Origin of the sequence: Gordonia otitidis NBRC 100426, from assembly GCF_000248075.1 — a bacterium.
Taxonomy (GTDB): domain Bacteria; phylum Actinomycetota; class Actinomycetes; order Mycobacteriales; family Mycobacteriaceae; genus Gordonia; species Gordonia otitidis.
On record NZ_BAFB01000191.1, the window covers coordinates 1 to 21,175 of the forward strand.

The window sequence follows — 21,175 nt, forward strand, 5'->3', positions numbered from 1 at the left end:
GAGATCCTGCTGCAGATCCTGGTTCCCTTCATCGGGGGCCAGCTCTGCAGGCCGCTGGTGACGCCATTTCTCAAGCGGTACGCCGAGCCGACGAAGTTCGTCGACCGGGCGTCGATCGTGCTCGTCGTCTACGCAGCGTTCAGCGAAGGCGTGCGCAACGGGATCTGGTCGATCGTCAGCGCGTGGCAGGTCGTCGCCGTCGCGGTGATCGCCACCGTGTTGGTCATCGTGATGCTCGCACTCACCTGGTGGAGTGCGCGGCGACTGGGATTCAACCGCGCCGACGCGATTGCGATCCAATTCTGCGGAACCAAGAAGAGTCTCGCCACCGGTCTGCCGATGGCGACGGTCTTGTTCGGCGGGTCAGTCGTCGGGCTGATCGTGTTGCCGCTGATGATCTTTCATCAGATCCAGCTCATCCTCTGTTCCTGGCTGGCCACCCGCTACAGTCGCACCCACGACGCCGTCGACGCCGCCTGACGCCTGCGCGACGCGTCGCCGCCGAACGTAGAACATGACGAGCACGTAGATCACCGCACAGCAGACCAGCGCGATCACCACGTAGAGCAGGATCGTCGCGCCGAGAACAGCGCCCGCGAAGTAGCCGACGAGCAGCACCGCAGTCACCCAGCTGACCGCTCCGACGATGTCGGCGACACCGAACTTCGCGAACCGCATCCCGCTCATTCCCGCGACCCGGGGCATCAGCGTGCGGAGATACCCCACCCAGCGACTCGCCGCGACCATCACCATGCCCGACTCGTCGAGGCGGATGCGGGTCTGTTCCCACCGCTGCTCGCCGAATCGCCGCCCGAGCGACGATTCCATGAGGCGCGGTCCGCCGATTCGTCCGAACGAGAAGCCGACCGCATCGCCTGCGATCGCGCACACGCACGCCACCACGATCAAGACGCCGATGTTGGTGTCGCCGACAGCTGCCGCCACCCCTGACGCCAACAGCAACGCCTCACTGGGCATGATCAGCCCCGCGAAGACGACCGCGGTCTCTGAGAACACGACGCCACCGGCAATGAGATAGACCGCCCACACCGGGACCGATCTGATCAAATCGATCAGCCAGTCGGCGATGGAATGCACCTGCCCGAGGTTAGTTCAGCCCGGGATTCCACGCCGCAGAGGAGACCCGGTCGTCGCGGTGCCGAGCTCGCCGATGTCTCCGCGAGATGCCGCCCGAACTTGTCGGTGGGGTCGGCTAGTGTAGAACACATATTCGATCCAGGTGGTAGTGGTGGAGATGACAGGCTGTCATCTCGCAAGACATCGGTGACAGTTCTGCATCAGGCCATAGGTGACAGAGTGAGGGGTCTTGGTGGTGACACTTCTTCATTTGGTTTCCGCCACGCACCGCTATGTGCCTTGCGTTGCGTGGCGCGGTTGCCTATGAGGGGGGCCTGACGCAGGTGCTCAACTGACCGCGCCTGCGACGGTTCAGCAGCACCCCGTGATGGCGCTGAGAACGCTGCGCAGCGCTTCCAACGACTCTGGCCGGGCACGGTAGTAGACGGGTGATAGAGCTGCAGCCTTGTTGATCGCGCTGATCGTGGAGGGGGTCAAATCGATTCTCGGAACAGCCTGGGCGGCGATCCGCGCGGTAGCCGCCTGAACTTTCTTCGAGGAGTCGGTACTATCGCTCTCCGACGGACTCATGTCGCCCCCTTCAGTAGCCCTCCTGACTAGCCTACTGGGCAGTTCCGCCACACCCGGAGATTATGTGCGCCGCTGGCGATGCTTGCCACGCCTGCCTCGTCGGTGAGGTCGATTCTGGTGGCACCGATCCGCTCGCAGAGAGTCTCGACGTCGGGACAGCCGTCCCAGATCAGGTAGTAGCACTCGTCAGGGGTGGTGGTGTGACGGGTCAGATGTGTCATCGCGACACCGATCTGCCAGATCTCTGAGGGGCCGGGCTCGCCGAAGTCAGGGATGTGCGCCTCACTTTCCTTCTGACCTATGACCGGGGCCGACAGAACGCAAACGGCTCGATGCGGACTGGCAGTCTCTGTATCGTCGATCGAGGTTTCGCAGCGTTAGCCGACTGCGTGTCAGCCTGCCCCATGTTTTCTCAGGCGATCGGAGGGTTGTCGATCAATGACTGCTGCAGCGCGCTTCTGGGCAGTTGATCTGCACGTTCACACGCCCGGTTCTAGCGACGCCAAGGACGAGCATTACGGCACGCCCGGAGACATTGTCGAGGCCGCGCTTGCCGCCGGCCTTGACGCTATCGCCATCACAGACCACAACACGGTCTCCTGGTGTAGTCACATCGCCGACGCAGCGGTCGGCACTCCACTCGTCGTCCTGCCCGGGGTCGAGATCAGCACCAACGAGGGCCATCTGCTCGCCATCTGGGAGCAAGGAACTGACCCGGCGCTGATCGAAGAGGTCCTGGTGAAGCTCAACATCGGCCAAGCAGACCGCGGCAAATTGGACATCAGCGCCAACGCTGGCTTCGCCGACGCCGCGACGAAGATCGCAGCCTCCGGTGGGTTGGCCATACCTGCCCACATCGAGAAGGACAAAGGGCTGATGCGGTTGACGGTTCCGGCTCACGTCAGGGAGATCTTGCTGCACGACGACGTCTGCGCCGTTGAGATCGTTCACCTCGACACCGCAGACGACGTCCGTAACAAACTCGGCGAGCAACGAAACATGGCCTTCGTCCGCGGATCGGACACCTGGGACAAGGACGAAAGCCATCATGCGCTGTCCGGAATCGGTGCGCGCCGCACCTGGATAAAGGCCAGCCGCCCGGATCTGATTGGACTCCGCCACGCGCTCGCCGACCCGCAGTTGCGCGTCTTGCTGCAGCAGCCAGCTCCGACCACCTACACCCGCATCGAAGACATTGAGTTCCTGGGTGGATTCCTCGGCGGCGAACGCATCCGCTTCTCGCCAGACTTAAATTGCCTTCTTGGCGGCACGGGGGCGGGCAAGTCTTTGGTACTGGAGGCGATTCGATTCGTTCTGAGCCAGCAGGTCGACGCCATCGCTTTTCCTCACATTCGAACCGAGATCGACTCGCGGATGGACAAGGCGCTGATGAACAACAGCACGGTCGTCGTGCATGTCGCCGGCGACGGCGTGCGATACCGGATGGAGCGGACGTACAACGCCGGCGGATCGCCAGCTGCCCGCGTCCTGCAACAGACCGGAAGCGACTGGGCTGAAATCAACGACGACCCCGCCCTCATCTGCCCGATCGCGGCGTTCTCGCAAGGAGAGATCCTCGAGTACTCCCGAGAGCCGGTTGGTCGCATGGCCCTGGTTGACGCGTCGATCGACCTGGAGGCGGTCAACGCCTCCATCGAAGCCGCGATCGGGGGCCTGCGGGTCAACGCCGGAAAACTGATCGCGGCTCGGCAACGCGTCCAGCGATTAGAATCCGAGACCGCTGGCGGGGCGGAACTTGGCGAACAAGTTCGCCAACTCGAGGAACTGTTCAAAACCGAGACGGTGAAGGAGCAGTCGGGGTGGACCGCAGAGCAGACCAGCTTGCACGGCACACGGAACGACCTCGCCGACCTCGACGCGCCCGCGTTCAATCTGCCCGAAGCCGAATTGCACGAGTCAGTGGGCGAGAACGCTGGCTTGTTCCTCGAAGCCAATGCCGTGCTGGCACTTCTACGCGAACGCCTCGACACGGGACGCACGCAGATTCTCGAAGCGATCGCCGAGGCTGCGAAGGCCATGGCGCGCATTGAGGGTCAGTGGAGAACGCGGTTCGACGAGTTCAAGATCCGCCTCGATGAAGAACTCGACAAGATTGATCCGGAAGCATCTCTTACGGCTTTGCGCGCGAGCCTCGAACAGTTGCAGTCCAAACTCACTCAACTCCAGGCTGCCAGGGCCGCGCTTGAACATCGCGCTCGGCCCGATCTGGCTCGACTGGAGCAGGAAAGACATGACCTCACCGACGCCCTTCACGCTGCGCGACGCACACGGCGGGACATGCGCCGGGCGCGGGTCATAGACCTCAACGCGAAGGCGGCTGGCTTCGTCAAGCTCGACGTTCCCAACCAAGGGGACCAGTCTGAGTTTCGCCGTGCGCTCGACCTGATCAAGGTGGGCTCACGGGTCAGGGAGGACTTCCTGAATGAACTCGCGCTTCGGACGCATCCGCTGAGGTTCGTCCGCTCAATGTGGTCGCATAACCTCGCCGAACTCGTAGATATCGATCATGGAATCGACATGGCGAGTCTCGCCAAGCTGCTCACGAACATCGACGAACGCAATTTGTGGGAGGACCTACTGAATCTGCAGGCCATCGACCGTCCCGATGTCCTCACCATCAAGTTCAAGAAGCCCGGCGACCAAACCTACACGGCGATCGAACAACTCGCTCATGGCCAGCGATGCACGGCCATCCTGGTCATTTTGCTCGCCGACGGTGACACACCGGTGCTCGTCGATCAACCAGAGGATGCGCTGCACGCCCCGTGGATCGAGGAGTACCTCGTCGATCGTCTACGTTCGCTGCGCAGCAGCCGCCAATATCTGTTTGCCACCCGCAGTCCGGGCATAGTCGTGAGCGGCGATGCGGAGCAGATCGTGACGATGAAAGCAACCGCCGGACATGGCCAGATCGAAGCGGTGGGTTCACTCGAGCGGTACGAACTTAACGCCTTGGCGTTGGAACACCTTGAGGGAGGCCGGGTCCCATTCAGTAGACGTACGTTGAAGTTGAAAGTGTCCGTCGACCCACCAACGCCCTAAAGCGACCGTGCCCCGTCGAACTCGACCGGTTGCACCACGTCGATGCGTTCGATCCCGTGATTCCGGCACACTTTCGTCACTGGTGACGAAACATATTGCAGTGCAAAGCAATTCGCCGATAACTTATCTTATGTCAAGTAAGCCCCTGCATATTGCATCAGATGCAACACGTGGCCTGAGATCCGTCATTTGGATGTCAGTTGGCGACCTGGGGATTCGTCACTCGTGTCAGTAGCGCTCGTCACCGGAGTCATCTACCCGTGCGTATCTCGAGCGCGCACCGCCACCCTGACTCTCGATCTGTAGATCAGCGGATGCCTTCGGCCGCCAGGCCCTCGCGCTGCTGGGTGGCGTCGATGCTGAATGCGCCGCCGTGGATCAGCTCACCGAGGCCACTACCGAGGCATTCCAGCAGTACCCCGACTACGCGGTGATCACCAGTTTTCCTGGCCTGGCTGACCTCTCCGGCGCTCGGGTGCTCGGCGAGATCGGCGACGACCGCGAGCGGTTCACCGACGCCCGTTCGCTGAAGGACCTACGCCGGTTCTGTGCTGATCACGCGGGCCTCCGGGCGCAGCATCTCGATTACCCGCCGCGTGGTGAAGAACAACCGACTCAACGCTGCAGGATTCCTTTGGGCGTTCGCCGCGATGGCGAAAGCCGGCGCACCCCAAGACCATTAACGCCGAGGACGCGACCGCGGCGATCGGCACGCCGCTGCGCTTCGGCACCTCTTCGACCGCTTGCTCGGGCAGCTCCACTACTGCTTGCAAACCGGTCAGCACTACGACCCGATCAAGGCGTTCGGGCCCGCTCAGGACGCGTCCTTCGAGATCGCGGCTTGACCTCTTGGTGTGATCGGAGGTCTTCTTCGGCGCGTTCAAGACCGATATCGACGCCGAACTCGCCCAGCTCGGCCCGACCGGGTACCGGCCCTTGTGGGTGCGCGACACCCTGTTCTGAGTCAGCAGCACGGCGCCTCGCCGGCCGGGTCGATGAGCGCCTCGGCCAGTGGGCGTGCGAGCTGGGTGTAGGCGTCGGCGACCGGTAGCACGGTCATCCCAGGATGCTCGGATCGCCACTGCTCGGCGGCGTCGGGAGTGGCCAGGAACATCTGCGGATTGCAGCAGGTGGCGCGGACCTGCCCGCCCCGGATCCCGGCGGGGTCGACGAAGGCCACCATCGCGGCGGCCGGTTGCAGGTCGGTGACTCCCGTGACTGGATCGACGGTCAATCGCACGGCGCTGACGGTAACCGGGCACTCGGATTCGACGTGTGCGCTCGCCCCGATCACGGCGGGGAAGACGAGCGTGTCGGGCGCACACCAGGTGTAGAGCTGATGGCCTGCGACGGTGAATCGGTGCGGGGTCGGATTCAGGGTCAATCCCCACCCGAGGACCCGGCCCTGCTCGTCGTATTCGATGTCGGCGCCGATCGGTGTCTCTTCGAGATCTCCGGCGTCGACACCGGCTGCGGCCGCCAACTCCGTGACGGTGACCGGCGCTCCGTGGGCCAGCAGCCGCAGCGCGGCCCGCAGCAGCGCCCGGTCACGGTCGGCTGGTGCGATCGTGGCGAAAACGTCGGCGGGAATGGAGTCGGTGCTCATGAGAGTCAGCCTTTCCGAGAATGCGTCGGGTGCGATGTCGATGACGGTAGGGTCTGCCCCCGGGGGCAGAGTCAAGCCCGCGTCGGGCATCGGCACGGACCTCGGTCCAGCACACATCGTCGGCGGCCCACCGCGCACGGTGGATGCTGGTGAAGTCGTCGATGCGGTCGAGGATCTGCTGGGCGTCGCTGATCCGGCGGTGCAGCCGCTGTCGCGACCGCTCCAGTAGCTCGGCCAGACGCGCGCCGACCGCTCCGTCTCCACTATCGACGGCGTCATCGGTGAGCTGGCAGATCTCGGCGATGGTGAGCCCAAGCCCGCGCAGCTCGCCGATGAACCGCACACACCACAGTGCGTCATCGGTGTACAGGCGGTAGCCGGCCGCGCTGCGCCCCAGGGTGTGGATGAGCCCGAGGTCGGTGTATTCACGCAACGCCTTCACCCTCACCCCGGTCCGCGCCGACAACACGCCGATCGTCATGTGCCCGTTCATCTCGGCCTTTCCTGGAGGAGATCGTCAGCCTGCGCAGCAGGACAGTTTCGTCACGTCGGTGGTGAAGGTCTGGGCGGTCAGTTTCAACGCTTCGGCCATGGTCAGATACGGCGCCCAGCTGTGGGCGAGCCGGTCGACGGTCATACCCGCGGTCATCGCGTATCCGGCGGCGGTGATCAGGTCTCCGGCACCCTCGGCCAGCGCGTGCACGCCCAAGATCCGGCCGGTATCGGCGTCGGCGACGATCTTGGCCAGGCCACGGGTATCGCGATTGACCAGCGCCCGCGCCACACTCGACAACGCCAGCGTCCGGCACCGGCACCGGTATCCGGCCGTCACCGCCTCGGCCTCGGTGAGCCCCACGGCGGCGATGGCGGGGCTGGTGAACGTCAGCCGCGGCACTGTGGCGTAGTCCAGGACCCGATCCGCGTCGGCGAACGCGTTGTCGGCCACCAGCGTTCCCTGCGCGGCGGCCACATACACGAACTGCGGGCCCCCGGCCACGTCCCCGGCCGCCCAGATCCGGGCATTGTCGGTGCGCTGACGGTCATCGACGATCACCGCGCCGCGCCCGTCGACACCGACCCCGACCGCCTCCAGGCCCAGCCCCGCGGTGTTCGGGCGGCGACCGGTCGCGACCAACACGTGTTCGGCCCGCAGCTCGCTGACCCCGGCCCGAGTGCGCACGCTCACCAGCTTGTGGCCGCCACCGGCCAGGACCTTCTCGACGGTGGCCGCGGTCAACACGGCGATATGCTCATCGGCGAAGACAGCCTCGATCGCGGCCGAGATTTCCGGTTCCTCGCCCGGCGCCAGCCGCCCCAGGGCCTCGATCACCGTCACCCGGGTGCCGAGGCGGGCGAACAACTGGGCTTGTTCGAGCCCGACAGTGTTGCCGCCGATCACGATCAGCGACTCCGGGAGCCGCTTCAGGTCCATGGCGGTGGTCGAGGTCAGATACCCGGCCTCGACCAGACCGTCGATCGGCGGGATCCACGGCGTCGCACCGGTCGCGATCAGGTAATGGCCAGCCTCGATCACCCGGGTCCCGCCGTCGTTCGCTCCGACCCGCAACCCCGGCGCCGCACTCGTGCCGTCGAACACTGCCGTGCCGGAGACGATCTCCCACCCGTACTCGCCCGCCAGCTCGATGTACTTGTTTGCCCGCAGCTGCGCGACCAGCGCGTCCTTACCGGCGATCAGGCCCGGAAAATCCAGCGGCACCGCAGCGGCACCCAGGCCGGGAAACCGGTCGGCGGCGGCTGCGGCGTGGCGGGCCTCCGCGGCGGCCAGCAACGTCTTCGACGGCACACACCCGACGTTCACGCAGGTGCCACCGACGGTGTCGCGCTCGATCATCACCACGGACCTGCCGTGGCCGACCGCGGCGATAGCGGCGGCGAACGCCGCCGAACCGGACCCGACGATCGCCAGATCCGGACGGGATTGTGTCGTGGCCACGCCTGCCTCCTGAGGGGTTGAGCAACCGCGTCGCCAGCCAACGGCTGCTATTCGCATTGACGAATACCTACAGGGCTCATACTATGCGCTTAAGCGAATAGTTCAAGTGGTGTGGAGGTGCCCCATGTCCCGGTCCACGACCGCCGTGCCCGGCGACGAGCTGGCGTGCACACATCTGGATACGACGGCGAAGTTCTTTCGCGCCCTGTCGGATCCGACCCGGTTGAAGCTGCTGGAATACATCCTCGCCGGCGAACGCACCTCGGCCGACTGCGTCGCCCACGCCGGCATCTCCCAGCCGCGGGTGTCGGTGCACCTGTCGTGTCTGGCCGATTGCGGATACATCGTCGCGCGCCGCGACGGCAAGAAGCTGCGGTACACGGTCGGAGACCCGCGCGTGGCCGAACTGGTGCTGCTCGCCCGGTTGCTCGCGGCCGACAACGCCGCCGCCCTGACGTGCTGCACCCGCATCGACCAGGTACCGGACGGTGACCGGACATGAACGCCCTCGACAGCCCTCACGTCTCGGCAGCCGCTCACCGTCGGCGGGTTCACCGCGGCTGGGACTGGGTGTCAAGCTCGCCGAGGTCGATGCCGAGCTCGCCGAACTCACCGCGGTCCGGCGACACCCTGGCCGCCGCGCTGGCGGCCGGACGCGAAGACCTGCTCGAGCGCAGCGAATCCCCCTGCTGCCCTGTCCCATCGACACCGAACCCAGCGCCAGGCAGCGGTGGCTCGGCGAGCTGCGGGGGAGGCCGTTGTGGCTGCTGCGACCTAGACACGCCGCTGGCGGGCTTGCATCGGGACCGCGGCACTGCTGCCTGGGCTGTTGCGCGGTGGTGCCCCGCTGCTGATCGCGGCCGTAGCACTGAGCAGCGGCACGCTGCTGGTGAGCCTGTCATGGCTCCAACCGCTCGGATTCGCCCATCGGACTCGGGCTCCTCGGACTGATCTGGTCCCGCCAATGACTCGCGCCCGCGGCTGCGATGAGGGCTGCGCAGCCACACCTTCCGGCGACGCGGGCACTCCGGCCCGCACCACCGCCGCGACCTGGCTCAGGCCGTCACCGAGTTTGGCGCCTGCGAGGCCACCACGGTGATCAGCACCGTAGCCATCAACGGCGCCATCGCCGGTGCTCACCGCGCGCCGAGACCCGCTGCCCGGTCCCGGCGCGCGGTACACCTGGGGTGAGCCACGCCAGCGTCAGTGGGATGACGATCAACACGAGGAACGCTTCCAGGAACGGTCCGGCCTCCACGAACTCGGCCAGATCCGACGTAGAGCCGCAGCTGGTGGCAGGGACACCGCTCCGCCGCGCCAGCTGGGTAATACGCATCATCACCACCCCGCGACCCTGAACCTTCGACTCGACTCGAAGGTCAGACCGGCCGTGACGGTTGCCCCCGAGGGCGGTGTGGCCCCGGCGGCCGGTCCCGTGTCCGCGACGAATCAACCTGGTCTGATCGCCGCGCTACTCAGCGGCGGCCCGTGGTGCGCGAGTGTTGGGTGGGCGAAACCTGAGGGCGGGCAGCCACCAGTTCCAGCCGCCGAGCAGGCGCATGAGGGCGGGGACGAGGACGAGGCGGATGAGGACGGCGTCGATGGCGACGGCGACGGCAAGGGCGAGTCCGAGTTGTTTGAGTTCGAGGATGTCGGCGGTGAGGAAGCTTGCGAAGATGGCGATCATGATCGCGGCGGCCGCGGTGATGGGGCGTGCGGTGTGGGTGAGCCCGGCCGCGACGGCGCGCTGGTTGTCGCCGCTGGCGTCCCAGTATTCGCGGATGCGACGAATCAGGAACACCTCGTAGTCCATCGAGAGCCCGAACAGTAGCGCGAACACCACGGTGGGTAGGTAGACCTGCACGAATCCGGGGCTGGTGAAGTCGAGGACGTTCTCGCCCAGACCCCACTGGAACACCGCGACGGTGATACCGAGGGCGGCGCCGGTGGCGAGCAGGTTCATCGCGATGGCCTTGAGGGGTAAGGCGATACTGCGGAAAGCGGCGATGAGGAAGACCAGCGAGGCGGTCAGCACCAGGGCTACGACCAGCGGAAGTTTGGTGGTCATTTCGTCGGAGAGATCGACGAATTCGGCGGTGCTGCCGCCGATGCGGATCTCGGCTCCGGCTGCGCCGGCGGCTGTGTTGCGCAGGTCGCGGACGAGGTCGGTGGCGGCCATCGAGTCGAAGGTGACCGAGGGGATCGCCATCGCGAGCATTCGACCGTCATTGAGCTGGGCGGGCAGGACGGTGTCGATGCGGGCGTCGCCGTCGATCTCGGTCAGGAATCGGTTGACCCGTGCTTCGGCGTCTGCGGTGAGTGGGGTGTCGCTGGGGCCGGTGGCGATGATCTCGACCGGGGAGAGTGCTCCGGGCGGGAAGTTGGTGTTCAATGCGGTGCTGGCGCGTCCGGTCGGGGTGTCGTCGAGGGCGGTGGTGCCCATGTCGAGGCCGTAGCGGATCCCGAATACCGGCAGCGCGGCGAGGACCAGCACCGCTGCGGCCGCGGTGCCGAAGAGGACGGGTCGGCGCATGACGAGATACGCCCAGCGCGCCCAGCGGCCACCGAGAACGCCGGGAGCGTCGGTGGCGCTGTCGGCAGGGCGCCAGCGGGCCGGGAGACTACCGCGGTTGACAGCCGGGCCCAAGGCGGCGAGCAGGGCGGGTAGCAGGGTGACGGCGACGGTGAGCATACTGGTGACGGCGGTGGCGACGCCGATGGCGATGCCACGGAAGATCGGTGCCTGGATGATGATCAACGCGCACAGCGAGATCATCACCACCAAGCCCGAGACCAGAATCGTTTTGCCTGCTGTGGCGAGGGAGCGACCGACGGCGCCGCTGATCGCGGCATGGTCTGGCCCGGTGTGGTGGGTGAGTTCTTCGCGGAAGCGGCTGACGATGAACATCGCGTAGTCGATACCGACGCCGAGGCCCACCATGGTGGCCATGGCCACGGTCAGCGAATCGAACGCGGTCACAGCAGTGAGGGTGAACAACACTCCGACCGCGGTCAGCATCCCGGCGATGGCCACTGCGATCGGGACCGCCGCTGCGGCCAGGGCGCCGAGGGCGAGGACGAGCAGGACCAGCGCGACCGGGATGCCGATTGCCTCGGCGCGGGCCAGGTCGGCGTTCTGCAGTTCGGTGGCCGCGTTCTGTACCGCCGAGTACCCGGTGACCCCTACGTCGATGGAATCGTCGCCGGTGGTGGCGATGGCGTCTTGCAGGTCGCGCGCGACTTTCGCGCGTTCGGCCATGTCGCCGTCCATGCCGGCGAGCGCGATCGCGACGTGACCGTCGGCCGAGATCTGGGATCCGGGCAGCCCGTCGTAGGGGCCGACGACGTCGACCACGCCCTCGACCGCGGTGGCGGCGGTGATCGTGCGAGCCACCGCTGCACGGAACTCGGCGTCGGTGGCGGTGACCGCGCCAGACTGCAGCACGATGACCGCCTGTTCCGTACCGAACTGCGGGAAGTGCCGGGCAACCAGGCGATCCACCTCGGTGGACTCCGAGCCCTCGACACCGAAATCCATCGCACCGAGCCGGTTCTCGAGCAGCGGGTAGGCCACCGCGCACACCACCAGCAGCAGTCCCCAGACCGCCAGGACCGCACGTCTGCGCCGGGCCATCAGAACGCCCCACCGATATAGCACTCCGGGCGAGCCCGGCGGCGATGGTTGCTGAGGCGAGTTCTCGACGACGGCGGACTTCTGCTGGTTCACGCGTTCTCCCTCCGTAGCGACCACGAATTGATCGCCATATCACGATGTAATCGTTGAAACGAGATTAATCACACTCTCACTCGATATCAATAGCTTTCGCCGCTATCATCGCTTTATGGCGATTAATGATGGCGGGGGTTGCCTCGTCGAGACGCAGGGGTTGGATCCGGCGGTGGCCCTGTTCCACAGCCTCTCCGATGCGACACGGTTGGCGATCGTGCACCGGCTGGCGTGCGGGGAAGCGCGGGTCTTGGACCTGATGGCCGGGCTCGGACTGGCTCAGTCAACGGTATCGGCGCACGTAGCGTGCCTGCGCGACTGCGGGCTGGTCGTGGGCCGCCCGCAAGGGCGGCAGGTGTTCTACAGCCTGGCCCGCCCGGAGTTGATGGACCTACTCGCCTCGGCAGAGACCTTGCTCGCGGCGACAGGCAATGCGGTGGCGTTGTGCCCGAACTACGGCACCGACTCCACCACCGAGACGGAGAGCGCGGAGGTACGAGCATGAGCGACGCATGCGGCTGCGGCCACGACGAACCCGCCGGTGACGGCGAGGCCGAGGAACGCGAACCCGAAAAGCTCTGGGAAGTCAGTGAACTGCGCGCCGCCGCGGTCGCCGGAGTGCTGCTGGTCGCGGCACTGATCGTCGGCTGGACCGGCGGCCCACGCGCCGTCGAGTTGGGGTTGGAGATCGCCGCACTGCTCGTCGGTGCATACACCTTCGTCCCCTCCACGCTCAAACGGCTGGCCAAGGGCAAGATCGGTGTCGGCACGCTGATGACGATCGCCGCGATCGGCGCGGTGATCCTCGGCGAGGTCGGCGAAGCCGCCATGCTGGCGTTCCTGTTCTCCATCAGCGAGGGCCTCGAGGAGTACGCGGTCGCGCGCACCCGCCGCGGGCTGCGCGCCCTGTTGAACCTGGTACCGGACCGGGCCACCGTGCTACGCGACGGCACCGAAACCGTCATCGCCCCTGCCGAGCTGCGCGTCGGGGATCGGATGCTGGTGCGCCCCGGTGAGCGGGTCGCGACCGACGGGGTGATCGTCGACGGGCGTAGCGCGCTGGATGTTTCGGCGATCACCGGCGAATCGGTACCGGTAGAAGCCGGGCCGGGCGCGGAGGTGTTCGCCGGGGCGATCAACGGCACCGGTGTGCTGACCGTCGAGGTCACCACGACCGCCGAGGACAACTCCCTGGCACGGATCGTGCGGATCGTGGAGGCCGAGCAGGCCCGCAAGGGCGACGCTCAACGCTTGGCCGACAAGATCGCCAAACCGCTGGTGCCCGGCATCATGATCGCCGCCACAGCCATCGCGGTGATTGGCGCGCTCTTCGGGGATCCGGTCACCTGGATCGAACGTGCGCTGGTGGTGCTGGTCGCCGCCTCACCGTGCGCGCTGGCGATCTCGGTGCCGGTGACCGTGGTCGCCGCGATCGGTGCGGCGAGCAAGCTGGGTGTGCTGGTCAAGGGCGGTGCCGCACTCGAGGCGATGGGCCGGGTGCGCGAGGTCGCGCTGGACAAGACCGGCACGCTGACGGCGAACAAGCCTGCCGTCGTCGAGATCGCCGCCACCGGCGGTGTGCACGGGGACCGGGTGCTGGCGGTCGCGGCCGCGCTGGAATCGCGCAGTGAACATCCCCTCGCCCGCGCCATCCTCGCCGCCGTCGACACCGTCACTCCCGCCACCGACGTCGAGGCGGTCACCGGTGCCGGGTTGACCGGCCGCGTCGACGGACGCCGGGCGCGGCTGGGCCGTCCGGGCTGGATCGAACCGGGTGTTCTGGCCGCCGATGTGGAACGGATGCAGCACGCGGGGGCGACCGCGGTGCTGATCGAGCTCGACGGCCAGGTGATCGGTGCGATCGCTGTGCGCGACGAACTGCGGCCCGAGGCACACGAGGTCATCGACCGATTGCACGCGCTGGGAATCCGGGTCTCGATGCTCACCGGTGACAACGCCCGCACCGCCGCCGCTCTGGCCGCTGAGGCGGGGATCGAGGACGTGCACGCGGATCTGCGCCCGGAGGACAAGGCCCACATCGTGGGCGAACTGCGCAGCGACCGGTTCACCGCGATGGTCGGCGACGGCGTCAACGACGCCCCCGCACTGGCAACCGCCGACCTCGGTGTGGCGATGGGCGCGATGGGCACCGATGTCGCTATCGAAACCGCGGATGTGGCGTTGATGGGTGAGGACCTGCGGCACCTGCCGCGGGCTCTCGAGCACGCTCGTCGGGCTCGCCGGATCATGTTGCAAAACGTCGGTTTGTCGTTGGGGTTGATCACGATCTTGATCCCGCTCGCGCTGTTCGGGATTCTCGGGTTGGCGGCGGTGGTGCTGGTGCACGAACTCGCCGAGATCGTCGTCATCGCCAACGGTGTCCGCGCCGGACGCACCAAACCCCTGGCCTCGCTGACCGATTCGGCGGCAAAGCCCGCACCGGTACTGGCCGGAGCGCCCGCGTGACCGCCACCGCGTCGTCTGCTCCCACCGTGTCGCGGTGGGGGCGGCGACTGCGGTGGGTCGCTGCCGCGGCCGCGCTGGCCGGTATCGACCTCACGCTCAAAGCGTGGGCGCAGACCACGCTGGCCGGGGCCCCGATCGAGGCGGGTCCGGTGGACCTTAAGTTGGCGTTCAACCCGGGAGCGGCGTTCTCGATCGCCGCCGACGCACCGAGCTGGGTGATGCTCACGCTCACCACGGTGATCACCACCGCGGTCGCGGTCGGCGGATGGGTGGTCGCGCCGCGCGCGAACCTGCTCACCCGCGTCGCGCTCGCCGCGATCCTGGGCGGTGCCGCCGCCAACGTCATCGACCGGGCCCCCGACGGTGTGGTCACCGACTACCTGCACACCGGCTGGTGGCCCACCTTCAACCTCGCCGACACCTTCATCGTGCTCGGCGCGACCGCCCTCATCATCGCCACTCTGATCGGAAACTCCGATGAGCGAGAACCACTCTCACCCGAACACCACGCCGACGACCGGGACTGAGCCGGGCCCGTCACGTCGGTGGGCAGGGCTGGCGGCGCTGGTCGTCGCCCTGCTCACCGTCGGGCTGGACCTGATGGTTCTCAACGTCGCCCTGCCCACCCTGGCCCAAGACCTCGGCGCGAGCACCACCCAGTTGCAGTGGATCGTCAACGCCTACACCCTGGTCTTCGCCGCGCTCATGCTGCCCGCCGGCGGCTTCGGTGACCGCTACGGTCGCAAACGGCTGCTGCTGATAGGTTTGGTCGCCTTCGTCGCCGCCTCGGCCTGGGCCGCTTTCAGCGGGTCCACCGGCTCGCTGATCGCCGCCCGCGCGGTCATGGGCATCGGGGCCGCGATCATCGTGCCGCTGTCGCTGGGGATCCTGCCGACCCTGTTCGGCCCCGACCAGCGTCGCCGCGCGATCGCGGTGTGGGTCGGTGCACTGGGTGTCGGGTTGCCGCTGGGGCCGATCGTCGGTGGCTGGCTGCTGCAGCATTTCTGGTGGGGCTCGGTGTTTCTGATCAACGTCCCGGTCGGTGTCGCCGCCCTGGTTGCCTGTGTGGTGCTGTTGCCCGAATCGGTCGACCCGCATGCACCGGCGTTGGACTGGCTCGGGATCCTCACCGCCGTGCCCGGTACGGCGGCGCTGGTATTCGGCATCATCCAGGCTCCCGCGTACGGGTGGACCGATCCCGTCGTGCTCGCGGCTCTGGCGGCCGGTGTGTGGCTGATCGCGGGATTTCTGGTGTGGGAAAGCCGTGCCCGCGACCCATTGGTCGATCTGGCACTGTTCACCAATCCGGCCTTCACCTGGCCCACCCTGGCCGCAACCGCGGGCACCTTCACCCTGGTCGGCGTGCTGTTCGTGCTGCCGCAATACCTGCAGATACTGCGCTACCACGACGCCTTCGGCACCGGCCTGCGCTTGGTGCCTCTGGTGCTGGCGATCATCGTCGCCGCAGCCGCTGTGGACAAGATCGTGACCCGACTCGGCGCCAAAATCCCGATCGCCACCGGCATGGTGATCGCCGCGGCCGGATTCGTGCTCGCATCCCGCATCACCGTCGACTCCGGCTACGGCTTCGTCGCGGTGTGCCTGGCGACCGTGGGCCTGGGAGCCGGGCTGGCGTTGGCGCCGGCTGTCGACGCGGTCATGGCGAGCCTGCCCGAGCATCGCAGCGCCGCAGGAGCTGGGTTGCTGATGGCCATTCGACAGGTCGGTGCCGCGTTCAGCGTCGCGATCCTGGGCACCCTGCTCACCGTCGTTTACACCCGCGACCTCGACCCCCACCTGAGCGGCCTGCCCGAACCAGTGGTCAGCGCGGCGCGTGACAACATCGCCGGAGCGCAACTTGCCGCGACCCAGATTCCCGGCCCAGCGGGCGCCGATCTGGCCGCGTCCAGCGCCCACGCCTACAGCCACGCCATGTCCGCAGTGTTCCTTGCCAGCGCCGCCATCAGCGCACTACTGGCCGCGGCCATCGCCGCCAAACTCCCCAACCACACTCCTGCGCCCGCGCCGACATCACCGGCGCGTGATCGAAACTGAAATAGCCACTCCCATGACAGCGGCTACGGCACGCGACACAACTGCGTGTCAGCCGAGCAGCAGTGCACTCCCAGAGAAAGGGCATCCGCCGGAATGGTTACCTCGATCCTGCAGGCCATCGGACTCTTCCTGGTGACCAACATCGACGACATCATCGTGCTTTCGCTGTTCTTCGCCCGCGGCGCGGGAACCCGCGGAACAACGGCCGCCATCGCGACCGGACAATATCTCGGTTTCGGAGCGATCCTCGCCGCGTCGGTCCTCGTAGCGCTGGGAGTCACGGCGCTGCTGCCCGAAGAAGCCATCGCCTACTTCGGGCTCATTCCTCTGCTGCTCGGTCTGCTCGCCGCCTGGAGAGCATGGCGCAACAACGGCGACGACGATGAACGGTTCGAGGGCAAGAAGGTCGCGGTCTGGACGGTGGCGGCGGTGACCTTCGCCAACGGCGGCGACAACATCGGCGTCTACGTCCCGGTCTTCGCGACCGTGGGTACAGCGGCGATCGTCGCCTACTCGGTCGTGTTCCTGCTCTTGGTCGCCGTGCTGGTGTTCACCGCGAAGTTCCTCACCACCCGCAAGGCCATCGCCGAGATCTTGGAACGGTGGGAACACATCCTGTTCCCGCTCGTGCTGATCGTTCTCGGAATCGTCATCCTCGTCAGCGGCGGCGCATTCGGCCTCTGACCGTCGTCCCGGTCTGCACGGCCCAGATCACGGAGGACAGCGGCGATCGGCTCCAAAGAATGAAGTGCTATTCGAGGCCGTAACCGGTAGACAGCCGTCCTTCGGTTGGTCCATGGTTGTGCTCAGGGGCGCTGCACCGTTGTGGCACTACTACCACTGTGGCACTACTACCATCGACGTAGTTCAAGGCCTCCGGCAACGTGGGGCTTCTACCGCGCCTAGCGGCGGCCGAACGATGATCGTCGTCGGCCGTCGGCCGAGATTGTCGGCTGGTTGTTGCGGTGCGATTGCGCCAGCCGGTCCAGTTCCGCGGTGTCGACCTGGACCGATCCGGTGCAGTGGGCGCGGGTGCCCTCAGCGTCCCTCGAGGACCTCGCCCGGCATCGCGTGTTCGCCCCCGACAGCGACGTCGATGCCGACGATCGGCCTGAGGTCGCGGAGGCCGCACGCGCGGTGTGGCAGCGTGACCATCTCGACCCTCTCGATGTCGAGGCCGAGATCCGCGCCGCCGCGGATGCCCGCAGGGAGGCTGACGCGCGACTCGACGTCGCGGTGGCTAGGGCTCGCCGTTTGGGCCGGTCATGGGCTGACATCGGGGCAGCGGCCGGGATGACACGGCAGTCGGCGAACGAGCGCTGGAGGGACAGGGTGTGACAAGCCTTCACGGCGTCGGGCGTGGGTGGCGTGTAGCCACGTAGTGAGGCTACAATCGGAGCCGTAGCCAGCCCATTGCGGTGGGTTTGGAAGTGAGCCACAGGATTACTCGCCGGACGACGAGGCCTGTGGCTCGCGGTCTTTTAGGGGCCGATGGTGTGTATTTCGACTCCGGCGCCGAGTATGTCGAGGTAGTCCCCGCGGCCGCAGCGATGTTGCACGACGGCGCCGCACACGATATCGGCAACCCACAGGGCCGGTTCGTTACGACCGACAGCATGATCGATCCGCAGTGTCGAGGCCACGGCGCGTTGCGCGCGGAGCTTTTGCAGCATGTCCATATCGCTGGCGTCCTGTTGACCGCGTGATTCGAGAGTGATCGTGGAGCACGGCATATCAGCGAGATGTGGGAGTAGGAACTCCATACACTTTCGTCGGTGTCGCCGATCCGAGGAGTCCTTGTCAACGTGCACAACAACGAACCCGGTCAGAGGGAGCTGCGCGACCGCAGTGACGAGCTCAGTTCGGCGTTGTTCGCTGCTGCCGTGCCAGTGCACTTTAGGCTCGGCTAGGCGTAGAGCTTCCATCCTGTGACGGAGGGCGTCTACGTCTTCTTCATCGCACAGGGCGGCCGACATCAAGTACGCGCCGGGGTCCATGTCCGGCCGCGACCCGCTTTCGTCGGCCCAGGCTGTCAGCATGGGGAACAACCTTATGCGAGGGGTCCGACGCGGCCTGAAAACGTCGAGACGGCTACCGGACGTGACGACGCCACTTCTGCGGCAACCGACCGTCGAGGGAGGGCGGCAGAGCGCACCGGAGACGGGTTTACGACTTACGCGAGCCGGTCGACCCGTCCTCCGGTCTGGTCGGCGTGCGCCTGGGCCTGGGCCTGGGCCTCGTCGAGCTCATTAGCGGTGTAGTACGGAGCTCCCGGCGGGTTGGCCGGGTGGCCGCCCGCACGATGAGGGCCAGGTCGCCAGCTCGACGCGGCCGCGTTGCCGAGGTTCCCACCGCAACACGATCCCGCCGCCTCTACATCAGCTACGGATCGGCGACCGGCTCCTCGCACTGATAGCGAGTCGCGAAGCGCACCGCCGGACGCCTACATGCCCAATCCGCCGGGTTACCAACGCCGGATCGACAGAAATCTGAGATCACCTCACTGGTCTTGTCGCGAAACAAGCGACTACGCGTATCTGCAAAATCGAGGTGTGGCATCTCGCATCAGCGTCGCATAAGTGTCGCACTTAGCATCGCACTAAGTATCGCATTCCCTATGAGATGGAACGGCACCGCAATCGGCAGGCTTCCGATCCGGATTCGATAGGTTCCCGTTTCGTGGCAAGCTGACGCTCATGGACAAGCAAATTCCGGCGTCTGGATCTGGCACGGTCCCCTCGCCTCCCCCACCCGCACCGAGCCCAGGTGCGACGCGGGAGAAGTTGCTCTCTTGGTCGCCGCGCAGGTACTCAGTCAACCGGTTTGTCCTCGTCCAACAGCCTGATGAGACGAAGCCGCGGCCGAGCACGGTGGGCGTGCTGACGAAGGGTCGGCATCACCGCGCGCTGGTCCTCTATCTGCTGCTGCTGACGTGGTGGCCGTGGCTCTCCTTGCGACACACTCCGCTGGCGGCCGAGGTGTGGGTTCGCGCACTGACCGCGGAGGGGCCGGGGACAGCGAACGCGCTCACCTGGTCGCCGTCTACGTTGTCGCGAACGTGGGGCGAGCTCGAGGAACTGGGACTGGTCGAACGTAAAAGGGAAGGGCGACTGACCCGCATCGTCCCGCGTCGCGAGGACGGGAAGGACGACTACGTTGCACCGGCTGGTCAGAAGAAGGATTGGTACAACGCCTACTTCACCCTCCCTCATGAGTTCTGGACAGAGCAGCACTTCGCGACGCTGAGTCCTGCCGCCCTCGCGGTGCTGCTGATCGTCTTGAAGGAGACAACGAAGAAGCCTGACGTCGAGCTCCTCCGGGAGAAGATGCAGGACTGGTACGGGATCTCAGGCAAGACGGTGACAAAGGGTATCCAGGAGCTGATGGCCGCTGGCCTGATAGAGGAGCGACTGCGGTGGGAGGAAGACCTGTCCGCGAAGCTCGGGTACGTCAAGCATCACCACTATGGGTTGACGGGTGTTTTCAGCACCGAGGAGAGGGCGGCGCGACGACGCGTAGCGCGGCGCAAGCGCAGGTTGAACGAACGCAAGAAGTCCAAAAAGGCTGCCCAGGAGGCGAAATCATGACTGCGAGCACACCGCCACCGTGGCCGCCGCACACGTGGTCGAAGTACGCATGGAAAACGATCGGCCAGGCGATGCGGTCGACGGCCACAACCGTCCGTTTCGTGGCGATCTTGGCAGCGATCTTCGTGCTGCCCAGCGTTGCCGCTGCGATCTCGTTCGTGATCGTCCGTTCCGTGTACTTCTAGGACTGGAACCGATGACGCTGATCCGGGGTGCTGATCGAGTGAGCTGGAGAGCTTCGAATGAGTAGTTATGAGGAGCGGTTCGAGGCCGGGCTCGCGCATCTGCATCGCTACGTCGCCGCGCACGGTTCGAGCTCGCCGCCGCACGGTTCGACGATCGACGGATTTCTGATCGGGAGTTGGGTCGGCAGCCGGCGCACCGAGTACCGCAGGGGCCGGTTATCGGCCGAGCGGATCCGCCGTATCGAGACCGAGTTCCCGGACTGGCGGTGGAACGTACGGGAGGCGATGTTCGACGTCGGCCTGGCGCATCTGCGCCGCTACGTCGCCACCCATGGGACGAGCCGCGTGGGTTACGACGAGGTGGTCGACGGATTCCCGTTGGGGCAGTGGACGAGGGATCGTCGCGCCGACTTCCGCACAGGCCGACTGTCTGCGGAGCGGATCGAGGTGTTTGAGCGCGAATTCCCTGACTGGCAATGGACCCCTCAGACCGCAGTATTCGCGGCCGCGTTCGAGACCGGGATCGGGCACCTGCATCGGTATGTCGCCGCGCACGGCACCCCCAACGCCCCCCGGCGTGATGTGATCGACGGATTCCCGATCGGCACCTGGATCCAGAGCCGCCGCGCCGACTACCGCAAAGGCCGGTTGTCGGCCGAGCGGATCCGCCGTATCGAGACCGAGTTCCCGGACTGGCAGTGGACCATCCGAACCAGCTCGACTCAGGGCACGATCGGTGGCCTGTAATGGGTGGTCCTGATGACCGACGGTTCGAGGTCGGGCTCGCGCATCTGCATCGCTACGTCGCCGCACAGGGTTCGAGCTCTCCCCCGCGCGGCGCAAGGATCGACGGGTTCCCGATCG

General features: G+C 66.4%; 20 protein-coding genes. 12 read left to right on the top strand and 8 right to left on the bottom strand.

Annotated elements, in window-relative coordinates:
* Positions 1–480, top strand: a 480-nt coding sequence (locus GOOTI_RS25300; RefSeq protein WP_007240194.1) for a bile acid:sodium symporter, incomplete at its 5' end; no start/stop codon positions are given.
* On the opposite strand, the gene GOOTI_RS18760 is transcribed toward GOOTI_RS25300, so the two are convergent.
* Both GOOTI_RS18760 and GOOTI_RS18770 read right to left on the bottom strand, forming a co-directional pair.
* Positions 364–1,098 (bottom strand): DedA family protein, encoded by a 735-nt coding sequence (locus GOOTI_RS18760; RefSeq protein WP_007240195.1) that lies wholly within the window; start codon positions 1,096–1,098, stop codon positions 364–366. The two genes, GOOTI_RS25300 and GOOTI_RS18760, sit on opposite strands and share 117 nt — an antisense overlap.
* A gap of 596 nt (positions 1,099–1,694) precedes the next feature.
* Positions 1,695–1,889, bottom strand: a complete 195-nt coding sequence (locus GOOTI_RS18770; RefSeq protein ID WP_005179596.1) for a hypothetical protein — start codon at positions 1,887–1,889, stop codon at positions 1,695–1,697.
* 217 nt (positions 1,890–2,106) lie between these two features.
* On the opposite strand from GOOTI_RS18770, the gene GOOTI_RS18775 reads away from it, so the two are divergent.
* A complete protein-coding gene (locus GOOTI_RS18775) occupies positions 2,107–4,731 on the top strand; it encodes an AAA family ATPase (RefSeq protein ID WP_005179594.1) in 2,625 nt (874 codons plus the stop codon).
* Positions 4,732–5,695: 964 nt separating this feature from the next.
* Here GOOTI_RS18775 and merB read toward each other — a convergent pair.
* From merB to merA, 3 genes are read right to left on the bottom strand one after another with little or no spacing between them, the layout of a single operon-like run.
* On the bottom strand, positions 5,696–6,337 hold the full coding sequence (gene merB, locus GOOTI_RS18785; protein WP_005179592.1) for an organomercurial lyase MerB: 642 nt from the start codon (positions 6,335–6,337) through the stop codon (positions 5,696–5,698).
* Positions 6,279–6,830 (bottom strand): MerR family transcriptional regulator, encoded by a 552-nt coding sequence (locus tag GOOTI_RS18790; protein ID WP_005179589.1) that lies wholly within the window; start codon positions 6,828–6,830, stop codon positions 6,279–6,281. The genes merB and GOOTI_RS18790 overlap by 59 nt, the downstream gene beginning before the upstream one ends.
* 24 nt (positions 6,831–6,854) lie before the next feature.
* Positions 6,855–8,291 carry a mercury(II) reductase gene (merA, locus tag GOOTI_RS18795; RefSeq protein WP_007240196.1) on the bottom strand — a complete coding sequence of 479 codons (1,437 nt, stop codon included), beginning with the start codon at positions 8,289–8,291 and terminating at the stop codon, positions 6,855–6,857.
* A gap of 124 nt (positions 8,292–8,415) precedes the next feature.
* Between merA and GOOTI_RS18800 the strand changes: the two genes are divergently transcribed.
* Positions 8,416–8,793, top strand: coding sequence for an ArsR/SmtB family transcription factor (locus tag GOOTI_RS18800; protein WP_005179587.1), 378 nt, complete (start codon positions 8,416–8,418; stop codon positions 8,791–8,793).
* Positions 8,794–9,405: 612 nt separating this feature from the next.
* Here the strand turns inward: GOOTI_RS18800 and GOOTI_RS18810 are convergent.
* Together GOOTI_RS18810 and GOOTI_RS18815 are read right to left on the bottom strand one after the other, a co-directional pair.
* Positions 9,406–9,627, bottom strand: coding sequence for a hypothetical protein (locus tag GOOTI_RS18810; RefSeq protein ID WP_005179582.1), 222 nt, complete (start codon positions 9,625–9,627; stop codon positions 9,406–9,408).
* A gap of 135 nt (positions 9,628–9,762) precedes the next feature.
* The gene (locus GOOTI_RS18815; RefSeq protein WP_007240197.1) at positions 9,763–11,925 is read right to left on the bottom strand and encodes an MMPL family transporter; all 2,163 of its coding nucleotides are present in this window, start codon (positions 11,923–11,925) and stop codon (positions 9,763–9,765) included.
* Positions 11,926–12,133: 208 nt separating this feature from the next.
* Between GOOTI_RS18815 and GOOTI_RS18820 the strand changes: the two genes are divergently transcribed.
* From GOOTI_RS18820 to GOOTI_RS18845, 6 genes are all read left to right on the top strand, one after another.
* Positions 12,134–12,523: an ArsR/SmtB family transcription factor gene (locus GOOTI_RS18820; RefSeq protein ID WP_005179570.1), complete on the top strand. Its 390-nt coding sequence runs from the start codon at positions 12,134–12,136 to the stop codon at positions 12,521–12,523.
* Complete coding sequence (locus GOOTI_RS18825; RefSeq protein WP_006902503.1) at positions 12,520–14,484, top strand: heavy metal translocating P-type ATPase; 1,965 nt, start codon at positions 12,520–12,522, stop codon at positions 14,482–14,484. The genes GOOTI_RS18820 and GOOTI_RS18825 overlap by 4 nt, the downstream gene beginning before the upstream one ends.
* Positions 14,481–15,011, top strand: coding sequence for a signal peptidase II (gene lspA / locus GOOTI_RS18830; protein WP_005179567.1), 531 nt, complete (start codon positions 14,481–14,483; stop codon positions 15,009–15,011). Before GOOTI_RS18825 ends, lspA begins: the two co-directional genes overlap by 4 nt.
* Positions 14,962–16,539: a DHA2 family efflux MFS transporter permease subunit gene (locus tag GOOTI_RS18835; RefSeq protein ID WP_005179563.1), complete on the top strand. Its 1,578-nt coding sequence runs from the start codon at positions 14,962–14,964 to the stop codon at positions 16,537–16,539. Before lspA ends, GOOTI_RS18835 begins: the two co-directional genes overlap by 50 nt.
* Positions 16,540–16,632: 93 nt before the next feature.
* Positions 16,633–17,223 carry a cadmium resistance transporter gene (locus GOOTI_RS18840; protein WP_005179560.1) on the top strand — a complete coding sequence of 197 codons (591 nt, stop codon included), beginning with the start codon at positions 16,633–16,635 and terminating at the stop codon, positions 17,221–17,223.
* 312 nt (positions 17,224–17,535) lie between these two features.
* Positions 17,536–17,877 carry a hypothetical protein gene (locus GOOTI_RS18845; protein WP_005179558.1) on the top strand — a complete coding sequence of 114 codons (342 nt, stop codon included), beginning with the start codon at positions 17,536–17,538 and terminating at the stop codon, positions 17,875–17,877.
* A gap of 143 nt (positions 17,878–18,020) precedes the next feature.
* Here GOOTI_RS18845 and GOOTI_RS26900 read toward each other — a convergent pair whose 3' ends face one another.
* A complete protein-coding gene (locus tag GOOTI_RS26900) occupies positions 18,021–18,578 on the bottom strand; it encodes a hypothetical protein (RefSeq protein WP_005179554.1) in 558 nt (185 codons plus the stop codon).
* 837 nt (positions 18,579–19,415) lie between these two features.
* Here GOOTI_RS26900 and GOOTI_RS18855 point away from each other — a divergent pair.
* Genes GOOTI_RS18855 through GOOTI_RS18865 form a run of 3 tightly spaced genes read left to right on the top strand, consistent with a single transcriptional unit; the run spans position 19,416 to position 21,058 of the window.
* The gene (locus GOOTI_RS18855) at positions 19,416–20,126 is read left to right on the top strand and encodes a helix-turn-helix transcriptional regulator (protein WP_229742889.1); all 711 of its coding nucleotides are present in this window, start codon (positions 19,416–19,418) and stop codon (positions 20,124–20,126) included.
* Positions 20,123–20,311, top strand: coding sequence for a hypothetical protein (locus GOOTI_RS18860; RefSeq protein WP_005179548.1), 189 nt, complete (start codon positions 20,123–20,125; stop codon positions 20,309–20,311). The genes GOOTI_RS18855 and GOOTI_RS18860 overlap by 4 nt, the downstream gene beginning before the upstream one ends.
* 57 nt (positions 20,312–20,368) lie before the next feature.
* Positions 20,369–21,058: a helicase associated domain-containing protein gene (locus GOOTI_RS18865; RefSeq protein WP_005179533.1), complete on the top strand. Its 690-nt coding sequence runs from the start codon at positions 20,369–20,371 to the stop codon at positions 21,056–21,058.
* The last annotated feature ends 117 nt before the right edge of the window (positions 21,059–21,175 follow it).